This window comes from Ureibacillus chungkukjangi (genome assembly GCF_044795995.1).
GTDB lineage: Bacteria > Bacillota > Bacilli > Bacillales_A > Planococcaceae > Ureibacillus > Ureibacillus chungkukjangi.
Window position 1 is genome coordinate 186,206 of record NZ_CP085009.1, and the last position, 20,317, is coordinate 206,522.

The window sequence follows — 20,317 nt, forward strand, 5'->3', positions numbered from 1 at the left end:
CTATCTTACATCTATATGTAACTTTGGGATAGTGGTGATTTCAATAAAATCACATAGGCTTCGATGTATGTATGCCTGCTTTTATTTTAAAAAATCAGGTAAACTTTCATAGAAAAACGTATGCCATAAGGTGTTAACTTTATGCTCTTTGATAAGTATCTAGGAGATAAAAACATGTAACCTTCCAAGGCACTTCTAACACTAAAGTAGTGTCCATTTACACATTTAAGTTAACATACCATCGCATTTGTGATGGTTTTTATTTTTTCAGGGTATATGTTTCTGTTGGAAAGATTGGACATACTAAAACTGAGTGTATTTTAAAGGAGATTTTTTTGCATGAGTGACAAAAATAGTAATAATAATCAACCCGAGCTAAAAAGGGGCTTAAAAAGTCGTCATATTGCGATGATTTCTCTTGGCGGAACAATCGGGACAGGCTTATTTTTAGCTAGTGGTGCGTCCATTGCACAGGCTGGACCAGGTGGTGCTCTTGTTGCATACGGAGTAATTGGGATTATGGTCTATTTCCTTATGACAAGTCTTGGGGAAATGGCAGCTCACATGCCAACATCAGGGTCATTTAGTACATATGCAACAAAATTCGTAGACCCTGCCTTTGGATTCGCAATGGGGTGGAATTATTGGTATAACTGGGCAATCACAATTGCCGCAGAAATTGCCGCAGTATCGCTTATTATGAAATATTGGTTCCCTGATAGCTCTTCCGCAATTTGGACAGTATTATTTATTGTTGTTGTATTAACATTTAACCTATTATCTGTAAAAGCCTATGGGGAAAGTGAATATTGGTTTGCGATGATTAAGGTAGCAACGGTAGTTATTTTTATCATTGTTTCCTTCTTAATGATTTTCGGGATTTTAAGAGGGCATGATCCAATTGGATTTGAAAACTTCTTTGTAGGAGATGCTCCATTTAATGGTGGATTCCTTGCGATTTTCGGTATTTTCCTGGCAGCAGGTTTTTCGTTCCAAGGAACAGAATTATTAGGGATTACAGCAGGGGAAACAGATGACCCGGGGAAAAACATCCCAAAAGCTGTTCGCTCCGTATTTTGGCGTATTCTGTTATTTTACATTTTAGCTATTTTAGCAATTGGCTTATTAATTCCATACACAGATTCAAGATTATTATCTGAAGATATTGCGGTTTCACCGTTTACTTTAGTATTTGATAAATTGGGAATTGCAGTTGCTGCATCTGTGATGAATGCCATTATTTTAACGGCGATGCTTTCTGCAGGGAACTCTGGACTTTATGCATCATCTCGTATGCTTTGGCAGCTGGCGGTAGATGGCAAGGCGCCAAAAATCTTTGCGAAACTGTCTAAACGAGGAATTCCAGTCTATGCATTGCTTGCAACATTGGCTGTGGGATGTCTTGCGTTTTTGTCGTCCTTCTTTGGTGATGGAGTCGTATATATGTGGCTATTAAATGCATCCGGTTTATCAGGCTTTATAGCATGGGTTGGGATTGCAATCAGTCATTATCGTTTCCGTAAAGCGTACTTGTTACAAGGGCATGATATTAACCTGCTTCCATATAAAGCGAGATTTTATCCATTCGGGCCATTATTTGCGTTAATCGTCTGTATCATTGTAATTGTTGGGCAAAACTATACAGCATTTTCTCTGGATTCAATCGATTGGTATGGAGTAGCCGTTTCATATATTGGGATTCCACTCTTTATCGCTCTATGGTTAGGCTATAAAATCAAGCATAAAACTAAAATTGTACCTTTAGAAGAGTGCGATGTTGAAACACATAGATAGTACTAAATCGGTAAAATTCAGCATAATGAGTTTTACCGATTTTTTTTATTTTTGAAAGCTGTCCTTGCTATAATGGACATAGATAAAGTACGAAAGATAAAGGGAGTAGTGAAAATGGCAGTTTCAGCGGGCTTTTTGAAAAAAATTGAGCGATGGATAATAGATGAACATTCAGGGGAAATTTTATATTTACCTTTTCAAACACTCGGCAACCCATATAAAGCTAGGGTAATACTCGTGGGAGCAAATCCAGAGCCATTGTTGGAGGTAGATGCATCTGATTCTCAAATTTTGTCGGAAACATTAGTGGATTCAGCTTTATTCAGTGATCTGTTTCAAGATGAAATTGCTGAAGCCTCTCGAGAATACAAGGGATCATTACATTTTGCCTCCTGGGTAAATGAAAATTTAAGAGAACAGGTCGTCCTTTCAAGTCTTAACGGTCTTAATCTAGAAAATGAAAATTTAAAGCAGTTAAAAAAGGGGAAGGATCCTCTGTACTTGAGGGGGTTTGAAATTTTCAAAGAAGTAATCAATGAATTTGAACCGGAATTTTTAGTCATTCAGGGATCTGCAGCATACAAACTCTTTTTGGAGCAGTACAAGGAGCAATTGATAGATATTGAAGTAGATAACATCTCTGCGTCAGTTCAGACTTTGGAAAATAGTGGAGTAATAGCGAAATTACCCCTAAAGAATGGTCGTAATGTGAATATCTTAGTTTGTAGAAGTATGGGGGCCTTCGGTAAGGAAGGAAAAACTTTTGGGGAGTTTAAAGAAAAATTAACTCAACTATTGTGATATCCTATATGAATTATGATAGTTATTGGAAATAAACACGAACGTTAACCTTGATATTTTTTAAATAAATAGCTAATTTCCGAATAATTAGAATCGTTTTATTATTTGGTATGTTATTGCAAACAAATCCATCACTGTTTATAATGAGGACATTCTTAACGAAAACTTAACATTTCGCTGTTAACAACAGCTTTTATATTCACTCATATAATAGCGAGAATATGGCTCGCAAGTTTCTACCGACTTACCGTAAATAAGTCGACTATGAGAGAAACAATGTTTAGAAACGAATGTCCGTTGTTCTATAGGTTATTTCGTATTCTATTAACTTTCGAACGCAACTCGAAAGACTTGTTCCCTCATAGCGGAATAAGTTTTTCGAGTTTTTTTGTATCTAATCATAAAAAACATAAAGAGAGGAAACTGTAGCATGCAACTATTAAAAGACAAAATTCTTAAAGAAGGCAAGGTTCTATCAGACACAGTCTTAAAGGTAGATTCCTTTTTAAATCATCAAATTGATCCACTATTAATGAAAGAAATTGGTGATGAATTCGCCAATCGCTACTCAGATCAAATAATCACTAAAATTTTAACAATTGAATCTTCAGGTATCGCGCCAGCAACAATGCTAGGACTTACAATCGGTGCTCCTGTTGTCTTTGCCCGAAAAAGAAAGTCGTTAACACTTTCAGGTAACCTTTATTCAGCAAATGTACATTCATTTACAAAGAACGAAACAAATGAAATTTCCGTTTCAAAGGACTTCATCACAGCTGATGATAACGTATTAATCATCGATGACTTCTTAGCAAACGGAGAAGCGGTAAAAGGCTTGCTTGATATTGCACAGCAAGCTGGTGCAACCGTTATCGGAGTAGGAATTGTCATTGAAAAGGGATTCCAAGAAGGCGGAATGCACTTACGTGAACAAGGAATTCGTATTGAATCTTTAGCCAACATTAAATCTTTAACAAATGGACAAGTTGAGTTTTACGATTAATTAACTAACATCTAAGGCAGCATATTAGGAGGATATTGTTCACATGAATAATGTAAAAGCAACGACACTTGGTATTCAACACTTACTTGCGATGTATGCAGGCGCCATATTAGTTCCATTGATTATTGGTGGTGCTTTAGGGTTCGATGCAACGCAAATGACGTATTTAGTAGCCATTGATATTATGATGTGTGGTATTGCAACACTTCTACAGGTAATGAGAGGAAAAGCATTTGGTATTGGTTTACCTGTAGTATTAGGATGTACCTTTACAGCAGTTACTCCAATTATTGCAATTGGTTCTGAAAAGGGAATTGGTGCAATTTATGGTGCCATTATTGTTTCTGGACTTATCGTTGTTTTAATTTCTGGATTCTTCGGGAAATTGGTTAGATTTTTCCCACCAATCGTAACAGGCTCTGTTGTAACAATTATCGGAATTTCACTTATTCCAGTAGCAGTGAACAACATGGGCGGTGGACAAGGTGCAGAGGATTTTGGTTCTGCTATTAATGTATCCTTAGCTATGATTACACTTGCTTTAATTCTAGTAATCTATCGTTTTACAACTGGATTTACTCGTGCTATTTCAATTTTACTTGGGTTAGTTATTGGTACAGTAATTGCTGTTTTCTTTGGAAAAGTAGACTTTTCACCAGTGTCAGAGGCTTCCTGGTTACATATGGTTCAACCGTTCTATTTTGGCACACCAACATTTGATTTTGGGGCAATACTTACAATGACACTAGTAGCTATGGTTTCGTTAGTAGAGTCAACGGGGGTATATCATGCTCTAAGTGATATTACGAAAAAGCCAATCGAATCGAAGGATTTATCTCGTGGTTATCGTTCTGAAGGGTTAGCTTCAATTATTGGTGGTATCTTTAATGCTTTCCCGTACACAACGTTCTCACAAAATGTAGGGCTAGTTAAAATGTCAGGTGTAAAAGAGCGTAAAGTCATTTTTATTACAGGTGGTTTGTTAGTTGCACTTGGCTTCTTACCCAAAGTTGCGGCTTTAACAACAATTATTCCAACGGCAGTACTTGGTGGAGCAATGCTTGCAATGTTCGGTATGGTCGTAACACAAGGAATTACGATGCTTGCTCCTGAAATCATGCGTTCTTCTGAAAACGCAATGATTGCTGCAATTGCGGTTGGTTTAGGTGCAGGAGTAGTATTCGTTCCAAATATTTTCGCAGTATTGCCAGAATGGATTTCTGTATTAACTTCAAACGGTATTGTATGTGGATCTGTAACGGCGATTGTGTTAAATATATTGTTCAACATTATTGGTTCGAAAAAAGTAGATGCTTTGCATACCCAGCCAATAGAGGCAAAATAAAAAATAGGGAAACTCAGGAGGTCATTTACGACAACTGAGTTTCCCTTTTTATATGTCTTCAATAGTAGGTAAAGCGGTAATAGCACCAATCTTTTCACAAACCTTTGCGGCAACCTTATTACTAAAGTGAACGATGTTTTGCCATTCTAGGAAGCTTAATGATTGGGGATTCTCCAATTTACCGAGCTGGAAAAGCGTTGCCCCTACAAATGCATCACCAGCACCGGTTGTATCCACTGCTTGTATCGGGATACTAGGGACAGTTGCTGAATTTTCTTCAAAGGAAAGGTAAGTGCCAGCTTTTCCAAGGGTAACAGCAATACATTTGGCACCAATGGCATGAAGCTCAGAAACAGCTTTCGTAATATCGGATTTGTTGGTTAAAAGAGTCAGCTCCTCGTCACTTACCTTTAAAAAATCACATTTTGCAATCAAATCACGGGCCAATTTAACGAATTCAGCCTCTTGCCCTTTCCATAAATCGGATCGGAAATTTGGATCAAAGGAAATATAACAATCATTGTCTTTAGCCGCATCAAGTAATTTCGTATAAGTTTGTTGCAAAGCACCCGGAAGAAGGGCAGTAGCAGAACCGAAATGTACGAGTTTCATAGTATCGAATAGGTTTTTTGGAACTTCATTGAGCGATAAAAATGCATCCGCGCCTCGATTAAAGATAAAGTCACGTTGACCATCCTCCTGTAAAGAAACGAATGCCAATGTTGTGGGATGAGTGTCATCTTTGAACAAAAGTGTTGTATTTACGTTTAGATGCTCTAATGTTTTTTGGAGATAGTCGCCAAAGGAATCATTCCCGACTTTCCCGCAAAAATGAGCTTCTCCTCCAAGCTTCGCAATCGCCGCACTGACATTTGCAGGCGCACCGCCAGCTTGTTTCGTAAATGAAACACTATCTACTAGATTGGCATTACGATCAGTACTAAAAAAATCTATTAAAAGTTCTCCAACACATAAAATTGGCTGATTCATTATAAGAACTCCTTTCCGGTTACGAGAGTTTAGTTTCATTATAAAGGTATTGGAGTGCAAATGAAGTAAGAAGTGCTGTTTTAGAGAAAATCGGATGTAAGATATGTTAGATAAGTATTATGAAGTGCATGGGGTGCCAAAAGTGTGCCGGTGATGCAGTTCATAAGCGGGATGAAGTGCATTGTGAGTGAAAAGTGTGCTGGAGATGCAGTTCATAAGGTGGTTGAAATGCATCGTGAGGCAAAAGTGTGCTGGAGATGCCGTTCATAAGCTGAATGAAGTGCATCGCGAGTCAAAAAAGCACCAGTGATGCCGTTCATAAGCCGGATGAAGTACATACCGAATCAAATTCCCATCAGAGATTGCATTTCATCCGCCAAATCAAACACTTCAAAGTCTAACCACGCACTCTCCCGAATACTACTTTAACCTCCTAAAACCGCTAGATTCCCAAATACAAAAAACCAGGGAGAAAAACATTATGTTTTTCTGCCTGGTTAACCCCATCACCCCTATTACTCAGCGTTCGGGGAAATCATTTTCTTCGGATCGATATATTCATCGAACTGTTCGTCCGTTAGTAAGCCAAGTGAAAGGGTTGCCTCTTTTAAAGTTGTGCCTTCCTTGTGGGCTTTCTTCGCAATTTTAGCGGCGTTTTCGTAACCGATATAAGGGTTTAATGCTGTTACTAGCATTAATGAGTTTTCAAGATTTCGTTCAAGAACCTCTTTGTTTGGCTCGATGCCGATTGCACAATTATCATTAAAGGACTTCATCGAATCTGCAAGTAGGCGAGCGGATTGTAGGAAGTTGTAGATGATAACTGGCTTAAATACATTTAGCTCGAAATTCCCTTGTGATGCGGCAAACGCGATTGTTGCATCATTTCCAACGACCTGCGTGACAACCATTGTCATCGCTTCACTTTGAGTCGGGTTGACTTTACCAGGCATAATCGAGCTTCCTGGCTCGTTTTCTGGAATCGTAATTTCACCAATTCCGCTTCGAGGTCCACTTGCAAGCCAGCGAACATCATTGGCAATTTTCATTAAATCTACAGCAAGAGCCTTTAGTGCCCCATGAGCGGATACGATTTCATCATGGCTTGTCAGTGCATGGAATTTGTTTTCCGACGATTTGAAGTCTTGGCCAGTTAATGAACTGATTTCCTCTGCTACCATGTCGCCAAATTTCGGATGTGCATTAATTCCAGTACCAACAGCAGTTCCGCCAATTGCAAGATCCTTTAAAAATTGTATATTTACCATAATCATCTTTTCAGATTTAACGAGCATATGGTGCCAACCACTAATTTCCTGACCTAATGTTAGTGGCGTTGCATCCTGTAGGTGGGTACGGCCAATTTTAATAATATCGTTAAATGCATCTGCCTTTTCTTTTAAAGTAGCTTTTAATAATTGAAGGCGAGGCATTAAATAGTTTTCAACAATTTCTACTGCAGCAATATGCAGGGCAGTAGGGAAGGTGTCATTCGAGCTTTGAGATTTGTTTACATCATCATTTGGATGAATACGCTCTGAGCTTCCTTGCTCTTCAAGCATTTGGTTTGCACGGAAGGCAATTACTTCATTTACATTCATATTTGACTGCGTTCCACTGCCTGTTTGCCAAACTACAAGGGGGAATTGGTCGTCCCATTTGCCAGTAAGAATTTCATCGGCTGCAGCAACGATTTTCTCTGCTTTAACTTCTGGAAGCTTGCCTAATTTTTTATTGGCAATAGCGGCAGCCTTTTTTAATGTTGCAAAGGCATGGACGATTTCAATGGGCATTTTTTCTTCGCCAATTTGGAAGTTCTCTCTGCTACGTTGTGTTTGTGCGCCCCAAATTTTGTCTGCTGGTACACGTACTTCACCTAGTGTGTCTTTTTCAATTCGAAATTCCATTCTATCAACACTCCTTTAAAAATATATATGTATTCTATACCCCAAATTAGAAGTCAAAATAGTAAATGGCAAACCTTTAGTAGATTTGCCATTTTCCATAATATTTATTCGAGAAGTCTGAGGGGTTTGTCTCGAAAGAGTATTAATATATGATAATGATAATCATTATCAATTAAATTGTCAACATTTTTCAGATAAATTATTTCGCACTTTTTTTAAAAGATAAAATAGTCCCTTAAAATGCACAAAAGGAACGATCGGCCATTTTGTATACAAAAAAACTATTGTAAACTAGTAATCTATAATGTATTATAATCATATTGATTTACTAAGGATTAAATTTTGATAAGGAGTGAGACTGTGACATATATGATAATTACCGGGCTACTTTGTGGTGCATTATTAGGCTTCGTTATGCAAAGAGGTCGTTTTTGTTTAACAGGTGGGTTCCGTGATATGTATATAGCAAAAAATAACCGCATGTTTTACGCGCTGCTAATTGCGATTGCCGTACAAAGTGTCGGTGTATTTTTACTTATAGATTTAGGTGTATTCGAATACTCTGCTGGTTCTTTACCAATTCTTTCGGTCATTATTGGATCGTTTATTTTCGGAATTGGGATTATTCTAGCAGGTGGCTGTGCAACAGGTACTTGGTATCGTGCTGGGGAAGGCTTAATCGGTAGCTGGATTGCATTAGCAGGTTATATGTTAATGAGCACGATGATGAAGTCTGGTGTTTTTGCACCGTTTAATCAACAGGCACAGGCAACTGCTGTAATGCCAACAAACTCTATTGCAGAAACATTTGGCATTAACCATTGGGTAATCATTATTCCATTTGTTGCGATAGTAGGATTTATTGTTTTTAAACAATTAACAAAACCAAAAGTTGTAGTTCCATCATTAAAACCAAAACGTACAGGGTTAGCCCATATTTTATTTGAAAAACGTTGGCATCCTTTTGTAACGGCTACATTAATCGGTGTTATTGCTTTAATAGCTTGGCCATTAAGTGCAGCAACTGGTCGTGTGTTTGGTTTAGGTATTACAACACCATCAGCTAATATTCTGCAATATTTAACTACAGGTGATTCGGGCTTCATTAACTGGGGCGTATTCTTAGTACTAGGTATTTTTGCAGGATCATTTATTGCGGCTAAGGCAAGTAAAGAATTCCGTTTTAGAATGCCAGATGTAAAAACAGGGATTAATAGCTTTGTTGGCGGTAATTTAATGGGTGTTGGTGCAAGTCTTGCTGGAGGCTGTTCAATCGGGAATGGCTTAGTAATGACGGCAATGATGACATGGCAGGGGTGGATTGGTCTAGTATTCATGATTTTAGGTACTTGGACAGCATCATACTTTGTTTTTGTACGCCCACGCCAAAAAGCAAAGGCTCAAAAACTAAGAGAGCAAGTAACACCTGCATAAAAAATTTGAGGAGGAAATGAAATGCAAAAAACATTAGAAGTAAAAGGAATGGTTTGCCCATTTCCTTTAATCGAAGCTCAAAATGCAATCGAGGACATGAACTCAGGCGACGTACTTGTAGTTGAATTTGACTGTACACAAGGAACAGAGTCAATTCCAACTTGGGCAGCAGAAGCTGGTCATACTGTAACGAACTTTGAGCAATTAGACGAAGCAGCTTGGACGATTTCAATTCAAAAGAGATAATTATAGTTAAACACCGCTTGAAGCGAAGCGCCATTGGCATTCGAACAAAGCGGTGTTTTTTAGTTGGTATTCACCTTATTGTCACCTCAAAATTTAAATAATTTTAACATAGAAATCTTGGCCGATTAAGCTACCAACCTGCATATCCTTTGTATTTTGATAGTAATTTACAATGCTTTTTGCAAGCCCTGCATGCCCATTTAAATACGTACCTGGTGTAATTTGTTTTCCTGGATTATGGAATTCAAAGTAAAGCTTCGTATCCTCAGACATATCCTCTAAAATGCCTACAAAATCATCAAACGGAATGTGGACCCCTCTAGTGTACATACACTCTCTTCTATACGTATCATGAGATACATTAATAGGCTTTGGCTCTTTTACAAATCTGATTTGCTGCATAGCATCATCTCCTTTATAATAATAAATTATTTGAATTTCATTCCATTATAGCAAAAAATACTTTAAATGTCAGAAAATTTAATCAATAATTTCTGAATTAAAATGAAATGTTTTTAAATGGTTGATAAGAGAAGAAAAGAAGAAGCAATAATCGAGGAACAATAAGTGAAACCATAATAGAGTATGCAAAGACAGGTGGTTTTTACCAATCTTCTCTTTGCATATCTTCTGCAATTGATTGTAAATCATATGCATTAATTTCTATAATCCTATAGTTATGCTGATCCTCATATTTTTGTGCAAGTTTTTTAACATATTTCGGAGAGCCTTCATTGTCTTCATCATACACAAGGAGGATTCCATCTGTATTTTGGATAATAAACTTGTCCTTTTCGATAAATTGCCAAGGCGCTTCATAAGGTCTTTTCGTAACACTTGTGACAAAATCAGCCTTGGAAACAATATAATGATATTTTTGTTGCTTTTGCTCGTTCCAGTTCTTCTCTTGCTCTAAAAAGGGTGTAATAATAGAGTATTTTAAATTAGGATATTCGTCTTTCAGCTCAATTATGACTTCAGCTGCCCAGGTTTCTACCCCTTGTTGCCCACTAATCACTACCCATTCAAGCCCTTCGTCAAACAAAATCCTTAATTCATTTTCAATGGCCTTCTTAATAATTGGTATTCCAGGATGTTTATCATTAAAAATACCGAGCTCATGAGGACGGTATCCAGATATAAAAATCGTTTGCATATCTATAACTCCTTTTGAATGACGCTTTTTTTTATTTTAACGTAAAAAAGAGACTATTCGAAAATAATTCGAACAGCCTCTTTATAAAAACAATTATGCAAATACAGCTCTAATTTTTTCTAAAGCCCAGTCGATTTCCTCTTTTGTAATGATTAATGGAGGAGCAAATCGAATAACGTAGTCATGTGTTTCTTTACATAATAGGCCTAATTCTTTTAGTTGTTCACAGAAAGAACGAGCTGCAACGGATAATTCAACCCCGATAAATAATCCGCTACCACGAACTTCTTTAATAGAAGGGTGGCTAATTGCGCGCAATTGCTCCTGGAAGTAGTTACCTAGTTCTAAAGAACGCTCAGTTAGCTTTTCTTCCTCTAGTACCTCTAAAGATGCAATTGATACTGCACATGCAAGAGGGTTTCCGCCAAATGTTGAACCATGAGAGCCAGGGCTTAAAACACCTAGGATATCACTATTTGCTACAACAGCAGAAATTGGTAATACCCCACCACCAAGAGCCTTACCTAGGATGATAACATCTGGATTTACCTCATCCCATTGGTGAGCAAACATTTTACCTGTACGAGCAAGACCAGTTTGGATCTCGTCGGCAATAAATAAAACATTGTTTTCTTTACAGATTTGTTCCACTTGCTTTAAGAATCCTTTAGGTGGCATTACAATTCCAGCTTCACCTTGAATTGGCTCTACGATAAATGCAGCAGTATTTGGTGTTATTGCCGCTTTAAGTGCCTCTGCGTCCCCATAAGGAATTAACTTGAAGCCTGGTAAAAGTGGACCGAATCCACGTTGATATTCTTCGTCAGATGATAGAGATACAGCGCCCATTGTACGACCATGGAAGTTTCCAACACAGCCAATAATTTCAGCTTTATTATCTTCTACGCCTTTAACCTCGTAAGCCCATCGACGTGCTACCTTGATGGCAGACTCTACTGCCTCTGCACCTGTATTCATTGGTAGTACCATGTTTTTGCCAGTTATATTTGTTAACATTTCGTACCAAGGTCCAAGCTGATCGTTATGGAAGGCACGTGAAGTTAATGTTGCACGGTTTGCTTGATCGATAAGAGCTTTAATAATTTTAGGGTGGCGATGCCCTTGGTTAAGAGCAGAATAGGCAGAAAGCATATCCATATATTTATTGCCTTCAGGATCCTGTACCCAAACTCCCTCGGCTTCTGAAATTACGATTGGTAGTGGATGATAGTTATGTGCACCAAATTTTTCTGTTTGATTGATTACACTAGCTGATTTTGTCGTCATTAATATTCCTCCTTAAAAAGTCCTGCAACTACACTTTACCCTGAAACGGTAAAACAGATTTCATTACTTATTTGTTCCCCAATGGAAAGTGAATTATTGCTATTAAAATTATGCTACTTGTTACACTAATTTAATAAGCAATTTCCATGCCAACTTTACGGTCAGTATTGATAACATAATTCGTTAATCGCCAAAAAAATTTGCGCAAAATTTCTTAGAATTACATCTATTTAGCAAAATATTTTTACGGTATGATGAATATGAGGTGATATACAATTGAATCACAATGAGTATATGATGAAAAAATTATATGAAGAAATTATCGAGCGTGTTGGTGTAGGAATACATGCTGTTAACCAAGAAGGAAAAACAATTATTTATAATAAAAAAATGCGTGAAATGGAAGCGATGGATAAAGAAGATGTTTTACATAAGGATGTGCGAGATGTCTTTCGATTTCAAGAAAATCAAAGTAGCACATTATTGAAATCGCTACAAAATGGCGAGGAAATCGTCAATGTGAAGCAAACCTATTTTAATAATCGTGGTGTAGAAATCACGACAGTCAACAATACATTTCCTTTAACAATGGATGGGGAAATTTCAGCGGCTGTTGAAATCGCAACAGATGTGACAAGAATGGAACGCTTAATGCGCCAAAATCTTAGACAAACAAAGACAGACTTTACATTCAATCATATTATAGGGAAAAGCAGTGAAATAAAAGAAGTGATTGCTTTGGCAAAGCGAGCGACCCGTACCAATTCAAATGTTTTAATAATTGGTGAGACTGGAACAGGAAAAGAATTATTTGCTCAAAGTATTCATGCGGAAAGTGATCGTTCGGACTCTCCCTTCATCACTCAAAACTGTGCTGCATTACCGGATACACTAATCGAAGGGATTCTTTTTGGTACGACAAAAGGTGCATTTACAGGTGCTATCGATAGTCCAGGATTATTTGAGCAGGCACAGGGTGGCACAATCTTGCTTGATGAATTGAATTCCTTGAATATTTCTCTACAAGCAAAGCTATTACGAGTTTTGCAGGAAAGAAAGGTACGAAGAATAGGTGGTTCTAAGGAAATCCCGATTGATGTGCGAGTGATTGCTACGGTAAATGAGGATCCGATTGATGCGATTTCGAATAATCGTTTACGAAAGGATTTGTATTACCGATTGGCCGTTGTGACGTTGTTTATTCCTCCTTTAAGAGAACGATACGAGGATATTCCAGTGCTGATTAAGGAATTTATTCAAAAATATAATGAGTTATTCAAGCTGAATGTAAAATCAGTTTCAAATGTAGTGCTTCAATTTTTTGAAGCGCAAAGCTGGCCAGGTAATGTCAGGGAGCTTGAGCATGTCATAGAAGCATCCATGAACCTGGTGAATTATGAACAAGTAATCGAGTTTGACCATTTACCTTATCAATATAGGAAGAGTGAAGTGAAAATGGCTGCTTCATCGCCAGAATTTACGGAGTCAATGGAGGAGACTATGGGGTTAACGGATCAATTAGCCTTATTTGAAAAGCAAACAATCGAGCATTATTTACATAAGCATCATTCTCATATTACCAATACAGCAATAGCTTTGGGAATTAGCCGTCAAAGTCTGCAATATCGAATGAAACGGTTAGATATACGGGTACAAAAGATTTAAGAAAGGGGGGGTTAAATGGAAGCTTCTTTAAATATGCAGCAAAAGCTAGAAACAAAGCTGTCCTTAACACCTCAAGCGAGGCAATCACTAGAGATTTTAAAATATTCTTTGGTGGAGCTTGAAAATTTCATAAAAGAAGAAGCAGAGGCAAACCCACTTATTGAATTAAAGGAAATTGATTCGAAGCATATACTTGAGATGGCAAGAATTCAGGCTCCCGAAGCGATTAGTTCTATGAAGGATGAAAGCTTTGACCCGTTATTACAGGTTCCTAATCGAGAAGAATCGATGGAAGCTTTTTTAATGGAACAGCTAGTGCTATTAAAACATTTGTCTAAGAAGGATCGAGAAATAGTACTTTATTTAATTCGCAATTTAAACGATTTAGGGTATTTAGATTGTGATATTGAGGAAATAGCAGAACGTTTTCAACTCTCGATAGAAAGGTGTGAAGAGCTTATTGCTGTGCTGCAAAGCCTTGAGCCTGCTGGAATCGGAGCTCGTAATTTAGCAGAGTGCTTGTATTTGCAAGTGGTTCGTAAACAGGATGCTCCTCAAAATACAGTGCTGATTATTCAAAATCATTTGGAAGTTTTAGCAGAAGGGGATTTTCAAAGGATTGCTAAATTATATGGAATGACAAATGAAGAAGTAGAAAATTTATTTTCTTATATTAAGCAGTTGAATCCAAGACCGTTAAGGGAATTTCTGTCTTCAAAGCAAGAATATATTATTCCAGATATTATTGTTGAAGAAATGAATGGCGAGTATGTTATTCATTTGAATGATAGATATTTACCTGAAGTCTCGATTAATACTTATTACGTGGAATTGCTTCGAGCAAACGCTTCAGGGGAAATAAAAGAGTATTTAAATACTAAGCTTTCAGAGGCTTTTCTTTTAATGCGCGGTATTGAGCAACGACATGAAACGCTTTTTAGAGTCACGGAAAGTATTGTGGAGAAACAAAGGGCATTTCTGAACAACGGGAAAAAGGAATTGGTTCCATTTCGGTTAAAGGACGTTGCAGAAAGCTTAGGGCTTCATGAATCAACCGTTAGTCGAACGATTAGCCAAAAATTTATCCAAACACCACAAGGGACATTGCCTTTAAAAACGTTTTTCGTGCGGGGGGTAAGGATACAAGGTGGCGAGGTAGAGTCTCCTTTATTCATAAAAGAAAAAATAAGGGCTATTATCGAAAATGAGGATACTTTAAGACCGCTTTCCGATCAGAAAATTGCTAACATCCTGCTAGCTGAAGGTATTCCTATAGCTAGAAGAACAGTCGCTAAATATAGAGAAGAGCTCGGAATCTCGCAATCGACAAAACGGAGACGAAAAAAATAGCACATCATCTTTTTTTGAAGATGAGTGCTGTTTTTTTAGAAAGAAAGTAAAAAACGTCAACACTACTCTTTAATACTGGCTCTTTCCGATTTTATAGACTTTATATATGAATATAAATCTCTTATAAATATGAAATACATAAGGAATAGCAATGCCCACATCCCATAAGCGTGCTTTCGAAAATTCTCAAACATATATTCATGCTGTGAAATTACAAAAAAATTAATAAACACCAGTAAAATGAAATTTCTTAATACTGAAATCAGCACTTTTTTATTTTTAAATACAAATTCAAATAATACAGACAAAAATAAAAAAAGCGCAAGGAGTTCTAAAAAAATCACTGTGAAATTAGCGAATTCCATTTTAAACTACCCCCCAGTTTTGTTAGAGTTCTAACCAATCCCGTTAATCCTATGCTCTGCTCCTCGTATTTGGTCTTGGATGAAGGTATCAATTATCTCGATAATTTCCTCCGGTGTTTGATCCATTTCCCCCAATAGCCAGCTTTCTACAAGACCTGCTAAGGAAAGTGTATAGAAATGTGTTAGAAATGCTACATGCTCCTCGCTTGCATTTAAATTTTTGCAAAGTGACTTAATGACTTTCCCGAGCATTGTAGAAATATCCGAGTAAAAAAACCGTTTTAAATGACCTCTACCTAAGGATTGTAAAGCATTTAAACAGAACTCTTTGTTTACCTCTAAATATTTGAAAAGCTGCAGTAATCCTTGCTTCCAAAAAAGTGAGTTTTCATCCACATCTAGTAACTGAACCGTTTCCTGCTGGAAGGTCCATTTAAGCAAATCGTATATATCCTCAAAATGATAGTAAAAGGTTTGGCGATTCACATTGGCTTTTTCGGTCAGCTCCCGAATTGAAATTTTTTCAAGCGGCTTATTTCTCATAATTTCCTTTAAGGACACAGAAAGAATTCTTTTCGTTTCATCACTATGCTTCATTTTTTCACCTATTTATTCCAATTATTTTTTAAACAAATCGACCCTGATTGTCTATATTGTAAACTTTTTTATCATGTTAGGGTATTTATAGAGTTTTTCATGAATCAAAAGTTTATGGACAAAATGAAATATATAGAAGAAAGGTGATTAGTTTTGAAAAATTGGCTGAATGTACGTACAGCATCGTTTTTAATATGGGTCATTATCTCCATCGTGATGATTGTCACAATGCCAAACTTAGATATGCTAGTGCGTGAAAAAGGTCAAACAGAAATTCCGTCCTATACACAAAGTCAAATAGCATCTAAGCTGCTAACAGAAATGGCAGACGATAGTACAGATGCCTATGAGTTTATAGCAGTGTTTACTAGTGGAAGTGATGAAGCATTAAGTGATACGCAGCTTGAAGAGGTCGACCAAGCTATCCAATCACTAAAAGACAAAAGTGGTGAATTAGGCATTACAGATATGCTTGCACCTTCTGATAGTGAGGAAGCAGAAAAGCAACTCGTTTCCGATGATGGCACAACAATCTTGACTCAAATTTCCGTTGACAAAAGTCAAGGAACGGTGGAAGAAGCTGCTCAAAGCTTACGAGACAAAACCAAATTACAATCTGTTGATTCTTATTATACAGGAACAGATATTGTAATGGATGATTTCGTTAAGTCTTCTCAAGAGGGCATTAAGAAAACAGAGGTTATTGCCATTGTTTTCATCTTGGTTGTTTTAGTTTTAGTTTTCCGTTCACCAGTAGTACCTTTAATTTCTTTAATTACAGTGGGCGTTTCGTACATCGTTTCTCTTGGGATTGTTACACAGCTTGTTGATAAGTTTGACTTCCCATTTTCGAACTTTACCCAGGTATTTCTAATCGTTATTTTATTTGGAATTGGGACAGATTATAATATCCTTCTTTACACACGCTTTAAAGAAGAGCTTGGTAAGGGTGGACATATACTAAAGGCGATTACGGAGACATATCGTACTGCGGGTAAAACAGTTATCTATAGTGGAATTGCTGTTTTTATCGGGTTTATCGTTTTGTATCTAGCTGAATTCAAGCTTTACCAAGCAACATCAGCAGTTGCCATTGGGGTAGCGGTGTTATTACTTGTTCTACTTACATTAAATCCGTTCTTTATGGCGGTATTTGGCATTAAAATGTTCTGGCCGATTAAAACTATTAATGGCCATAGTGAAAATAAAATCTGGTTATTTTTATCAAAGCATTCCTTCTTTAGACCAATTGTCGCTTTGGTATTAGTAGCAGCGATTTCGGTACCATTTATTATTAAATATTCTGGCGAGCTGAATTATAACGACTTAGTTGAAATCAGTGATGATTACGAATCAAAACAAGCAATCAATGTGATTGAAAATCATTTCCCATCTGGATTCTCATCACCAACAACTTTGGTCATTAAGTCTGAGGACTCTCTAGCAACTCAAAAAGGCTTACAGGACATCGATCAATTGGCAGAAGTCATCTCAAATATAGATGGTGTCTCAAAGGTTTTATCGGTAACACGTCCAGCTGGTGAGAAAATAGAGGATTTATATATTCAAGATCAAACAAATACGTTAAATGAAGGTCTTGGCTCTGCACAAGAAGGCTTAGGAACGATTAATGAAGGACTTTCTGAAGCTGAAGATAAGCTTGGAGCAGTCGATCAAAACAGCTTTGACAGCGTCCAGCAGCTAATCGATGGTACGTCTTCGATGGAGCAGGGCGTTGGGCAACTAGGTGACGCTTTAAACCAAGTAGCACAAGGCTTTGAAAATGGTGCAAACGGTGCAACAGAGTTAGCGACTGGCTTAAATACCCTGAAGCAAAGCATCGAGGAGTTAAGTGACGGTGCAACACGATTACAGCAAGGCTATGGAGAGCTTGAAAATGGATTTAGTGCATTTAGTGAGCTTTTCACTACAGTGGAAAATGCGATAGCAAGTAGCGCTCAAGGTTATGTAGCAATTGAACAATCCATGAATGCATTAGTTCAATCAAATCCAGAGTTAGCCTCTGATGTAAATGTTCAAACAGTAATTGGAACAGCCAAAGGTGCTCAAGCACAGCTTGCACAGTTAGAGGCAAAATTAATAGAGCTTACGCCACAATATAATGGTGCTGTTGCTTCTTTACATGAAGCAAATACGGCCTTTTCTCAAATTACAAATGGCTTACAGCAGGTTGAAGCAGGAGTAGGGCAATTACAAACTGGAGCAAATACTTTAGCGACAGGTCTTCAATCTGGTGAAGCAGGGGTCAATGAAATTAGCTCAAAAACGGGTGAGCTGAAAACAGGCTTATCTACTGTGAATGACGGTCAAAAACAATTGCAAGATGGCTTAGCTACTCTACAAGATAAAATGCAGCAATTACAAGACGGCTTAGCAAAGAGTACAGATGGCTTAACTGAAATTAGTGATGGCTTATTAGACGCACAGGATTATCTTGGTGAAGTATCTAGCTCAGATTCAAATAGCGTATTTTATATCCCGCAAGAGGTTCTAGACGGCGAGGAATTTGAAGAAAGCTTAAATATGTATATGTCGAATGATCGTACAATGACTAAAATGACGATTATCTTAGATGTAAATCCATATTCAAAAGAAGCGATGGCAATCATCAAGGACATTGACGAGCAAATCAAAGCAACAGCTAAAAATGCGAGCCTCTCTGATGCAGAAATCGCATTAGGTGGAAAATCTACAGCCAATGTAGACTTACAGCAAATCTCAAGTGATGACTTTACACGCACAATTGTCATCATGATGATCGGTATTGCGCTTGTACTAGTGTTTATCACACGTTCGATTTGGCAGCCAATTATCATTATTGGCTCACTAATTTTAGCGTACTACACATCACTTGGACTTGCAGAATTATTAAGTGAAGCAGTGCTAGGTCAAAGTATCCTGAGCTGGAATGTACCATTCTTCAGCTTCATCATGATTGTGACATTAGGAGTAGATTACAGTATCTTCTTAATGATGCGCTACCATGAGGTGAAGGATCAAGGCAGTGTAGGAATTATTGATGCATCAAAACATATCGGCGGCGTTGTCTTATCAGCTGCACTAATTTTAGGCGGTACGTTTGCAGCTCTAATTCCATCAGGCATCATCACATTAATGCAAGTAGCCATTCTTGTATTAATCGGCCTAGTATTACTAAGCTTCCTGATGCTACCGGTATTCATGCCAGCAGTAATGGGGCTAACAGAGAAACTAAAAAATCTAGTATCTAGAAAAAAAGAATAGCGTTTAGGCTTGGGCAGGATGCGACGAGGGCGAGGGAAATTTTAATTTTCCTCGTCTTTTTGTTTTGGGAAAAGAGGAGGGGTAACTGTGCTGATGAAACGCGTCTCAAAAGGAAATCGAGTGTGAGACGCGTCAGACTAGCCAGATGCCCCCCTCACACAAAAAAGATGCCTATTAGCTTCGAACTAATAGGCATTAAATAGGTTGTATAAAATGGGTTAGTGGAAGAAAATTTTGCCCTTAATAAAAAGGTAGCCAAATTTACAATAAATCTTAAAATTCATACGTTCAAGTAAAAGTGTTTAAATTATTAGCTTCCAATCACATTCGTGAATAATGACAGAAAGGAGGAGGTTTTCATCATTATTGGTTGTGATTGATGCTAGATTCGGTTTAGGGCTTTATACTTTTGGAATCTTCTTTGAACTCAGATTCCGGTTTAGAAAATAAGGCATCTAAATGGAGAAATCCTTCTTTGTGCAAAAGAGAAAGTACATCTGGAAGCCAAATCTTCTCAGGAATATCAACATGCTGTTGTTGCTTTTCAAGAGGCGGCTGTTGGAATTCGGATTCCACTGCCTCGGTTTGAGTAAACGTGCAATCTTCACAATGCTCGCATTTGCTAGAATCTGATGGATGATTGGTTATTTTATAGGCTTTTAGAATATCCGATATTACTAAACAATTATTATGGTGTTCCTCTGAACCCTTTTCAGAATTCTCTGCATTATAGCATTTGCTTACATGATCACATTGGCAGTTTCCTCTATATACTTCATGCTGCATTTGCATTGTTTCTAAGAAATGTTGGATGCACACTTCCAATTCCTCATGGAGAATCCGCTTGAGAGGGGAAAGAAAATGAATTAGCAGTCGCTGTTCAGTTAAATCTACCAGATGAGTTTGTTTTCCAACGTGGTAATCATTTCTTATTGGGCGCTCCACTCCGTCTTGGTCATGTTGCCATTTCATAAAAACAGAGATTAATAATAGATTAATAAGGTGGTTTGTATCCATTCTTTGAAGTTCTAGGTCATCCCTTTGCCTTTTTGGAGGAGTGTGAACAGGGCAAGTGAATGGGTAAGAACAATTACAAACCATTTCTTCACCTCC

16 protein-coding genes and 1 riboswitch are annotated in these 20,317 nt (G+C 37.5%); of the genes, 9 read left to right on the forward strand and 7 right to left on the reverse strand.

Going from position 1 to position 20,317, the window contains the following annotated elements; all coding sequences use genetic code 11:
- Positions 1–339 precede the first annotated feature (339 nt).
- From LG296_RS00860 to LG296_RS00875, 4 genes are all read left to right on the forward strand, one after another.
- Complete coding sequence (locus LG296_RS00860; RefSeq protein WP_107935166.1) at positions 340–1,794, forward strand: amino acid permease; 1,455 nt, start codon at positions 340–342, stop codon at positions 1,792–1,794.
- Between the two features lie 51 nt (positions 1,795–1,845).
- On the forward strand, positions 1,846–2,595 hold the full coding sequence (locus LG296_RS00865) for an RNA 2'-phosphotransferase (RefSeq protein ID WP_251401262.1): 750 nt from the start codon (positions 1,846–1,848) through the stop codon (positions 2,593–2,595).
- Positions 2,596–2,778: 183 nt separating this feature from the next.
- A riboswitch (purine riboswitch) is annotated at positions 2,779–2,880 on the forward strand.
- Between the two features lie 145 nt (positions 2,881–3,025).
- A complete protein-coding gene (locus LG296_RS00870; protein WP_107935164.1) occupies positions 3,026–3,598 on the forward strand; it encodes a xanthine phosphoribosyltransferase in 573 nt (190 codons plus the stop codon).
- A gap of 43 nt (positions 3,599–3,641) precedes the next feature.
- The gene (locus LG296_RS00875) at positions 3,642–4,943 is read left to right on the forward strand and encodes a nucleobase:cation symporter-2 family protein (protein ID WP_107935163.1); all 1,302 of its coding nucleotides are present in this window, start codon (positions 3,642–3,644) and stop codon (positions 4,941–4,943) included.
- Positions 4,944–4,991: 48 nt separating this feature from the next.
- Here the strand turns inward: LG296_RS00875 and LG296_RS00880 are convergent, their stop codons facing one another.
- Both LG296_RS00880 and fumC read right to left on the reverse strand, forming a co-directional pair.
- The gene (locus tag LG296_RS00880) at positions 4,992–5,936 is read right to left on the reverse strand and encodes a carbohydrate kinase (protein WP_107935218.1); all 945 of its coding nucleotides are present in this window, start codon (positions 5,934–5,936) and stop codon (positions 4,992–4,994) included.
- A 512-nt stretch (positions 5,937–6,448) separates the two neighbouring features.
- Positions 6,449–7,840 carry a class II fumarate hydratase gene (gene fumC / locus LG296_RS00885; RefSeq protein ID WP_107935162.1) on the reverse strand — a complete coding sequence of 464 codons (1,392 nt, stop codon included), beginning with the start codon at positions 7,838–7,840 and terminating at the stop codon, positions 6,449–6,451.
- 369 nt (positions 7,841–8,209) lie between these two features.
- On the opposite strand from fumC, the gene LG296_RS00890 reads away from it, so the two are divergent.
- Positions 8,210–9,274 (forward strand): YeeE/YedE family protein, encoded by a 1,065-nt coding sequence (locus LG296_RS00890; protein WP_268968877.1) that lies wholly within the window; start codon positions 8,210–8,212, stop codon positions 9,272–9,274.
- Between the two features lie 21 nt (positions 9,275–9,295).
- The gene (locus LG296_RS00895; RefSeq protein ID WP_107935160.1) at positions 9,296–9,520 is read left to right on the forward strand and encodes a sulfurtransferase TusA family protein; all 225 of its coding nucleotides are present in this window, start codon (positions 9,296–9,298) and stop codon (positions 9,518–9,520) included.
- A gap of 93 nt (positions 9,521–9,613) precedes the next feature.
- Here the strand turns inward: LG296_RS00895 and LG296_RS00900 are convergent, their stop codons facing one another.
- The 3 genes from LG296_RS00900 to LG296_RS00910 form a co-directional block, all read right to left on the reverse strand.
- Positions 9,614–9,922 carry a hypothetical protein gene (locus LG296_RS00900; RefSeq protein WP_107935159.1) on the reverse strand — a complete coding sequence of 103 codons (309 nt, stop codon included), beginning with the start codon at positions 9,920–9,922 and terminating at the stop codon, positions 9,614–9,616.
- 202 nt (positions 9,923–10,124) lie between these two features.
- Positions 10,125–10,676: an SLOG family protein gene (locus LG296_RS00905; protein ID WP_107935158.1), complete on the reverse strand. Its 552-nt coding sequence runs from the start codon at positions 10,674–10,676 to the stop codon at positions 10,125–10,127.
- Positions 10,677–10,769: 93 nt separating this feature from the next.
- Positions 10,770–11,963: an ornithine--oxo-acid transaminase gene (locus LG296_RS00910; protein ID WP_107935157.1), complete on the reverse strand. Its 1,194-nt coding sequence runs from the start codon at positions 11,961–11,963 to the stop codon at positions 10,770–10,772.
- Between the two features lie 294 nt (positions 11,964–12,257).
- Here LG296_RS00910 and LG296_RS00915 point away from each other — a divergent pair, with 294 nt between their 5' ends.
- Together LG296_RS00915 and rpoN are read left to right on the forward strand one after the other, a co-directional pair.
- Positions 12,258–13,628 carry a sigma-54-dependent Fis family transcriptional regulator gene (locus tag LG296_RS00915; protein WP_107935217.1) on the forward strand — a complete coding sequence of 457 codons (1,371 nt, stop codon included), beginning with the start codon at positions 12,258–12,260 and terminating at the stop codon, positions 13,626–13,628.
- A 15-nt stretch (positions 13,629–13,643) separates the two neighbouring features.
- A complete protein-coding gene (gene rpoN, locus LG296_RS00920; protein ID WP_107935156.1) occupies positions 13,644–14,978 on the forward strand; it encodes an RNA polymerase factor sigma-54 in 1,335 nt (444 codons plus the stop codon).
- A 395-nt stretch (positions 14,979–15,373) separates the two neighbouring features.
- Here rpoN and LG296_RS00925 read toward each other — a convergent pair whose 3' ends face one another.
- On the reverse strand, positions 15,374–15,940 hold the full coding sequence (locus LG296_RS00925) for a TetR/AcrR family transcriptional regulator (RefSeq protein WP_107935154.1): 567 nt from the start codon (positions 15,938–15,940) through the stop codon (positions 15,374–15,376).
- A gap of 153 nt (positions 15,941–16,093) precedes the next feature.
- Between LG296_RS00925 and LG296_RS00930 the strand changes: the two genes are divergently transcribed.
- Positions 16,094–19,204 (forward strand): MMPL family transporter, encoded by a 3,111-nt coding sequence (locus LG296_RS00930; RefSeq protein WP_235867624.1) that lies wholly within the window; start codon positions 16,094–16,096, stop codon positions 19,202–19,204.
- Between the two features lie 393 nt (positions 19,205–19,597).
- Here the strand turns inward: LG296_RS00930 and LG296_RS00935 are convergent, their stop codons facing one another.
- A complete protein-coding gene (locus tag LG296_RS00935) occupies positions 19,598–20,305 on the reverse strand; it encodes a hypothetical protein (protein ID WP_107935153.1) in 708 nt (235 codons plus the stop codon).
- Positions 20,306–20,317 lie beyond the last annotated feature (12 nt).

Bases quoted from the DNA above. Each gene is read 5' to 3' on its own strand.
- LG296_RS00935 (WP_107935153.1), bottom strand. From the start codon at position 20,305: ATGGTTTGTAATTGTTCTTACCCATTCACTTGCCCTGTTCACACTCCT.
- rpoN (WP_107935156.1), top strand. From the start codon at position 13,644: ATGGAAGCTTCTTTAAATATGCAGCAAAAGCTAGAAACAAAGCTGTCC.
- LG296_RS00900 (WP_107935159.1), bottom strand. From the start codon at position 9,922: ATGCAGCAAATCAGATTTGTAAAAGAGCCAAAGCCTATTAATGTATCT.
- LG296_RS00890 (WP_268968877.1), top strand. From the start codon at position 8,210: ATGATAATTACCGGGCTACTTTGTGGTGCATTATTAGGCTTCGTTATG.
- LG296_RS00915 (WP_107935217.1), top strand. From the start codon at position 12,258: ATGATGAAAAAATTATATGAAGAAATTATCGAGCGTGTTGGTGTAGGA.
- LG296_RS00860 (WP_107935166.1), top strand. From the start codon at position 340: ATGAGTGACAAAAATAGTAATAATAATCAACCCGAGCTAAAAAGGGGC.
- LG296_RS00925 (WP_107935154.1), bottom strand. From the start codon at position 15,940: ATGAAGCATAGTGATGAAACGAAAAGAATTCTTTCTGTGTCCTTAAAG.
- LG296_RS00870 (WP_107935164.1), top strand. From the start codon at position 3,026: ATGCAACTATTAAAAGACAAAATTCTTAAAGAAGGCAAGGTTCTATCA.
- LG296_RS00910 (WP_107935157.1), bottom strand. From the start codon at position 11,963: ATGACGACAAAATCAGCTAGTGTAATCAATCAAACAGAAAAATTTGGT.
- fumC (WP_107935162.1), bottom strand. From the start codon at position 7,840: ATGGAATTTCGAATTGAAAAAGACACACTAGGTGAAGTACGTGTACCA.
- LG296_RS00905 (WP_107935158.1), bottom strand. From the start codon at position 10,676: ATGCAAACGATTTTTATATCTGGATACCGTCCTCATGAGCTCGGTATT.
- LG296_RS00895 (WP_107935160.1), top strand. From the start codon at position 9,296: ATGCAAAAAACATTAGAAGTAAAAGGAATGGTTTGCCCATTTCCTTTA.
- LG296_RS00875 (WP_107935163.1), top strand. From the start codon at position 3,642: ATGAATAATGTAAAAGCAACGACACTTGGTATTCAACACTTACTTGCG.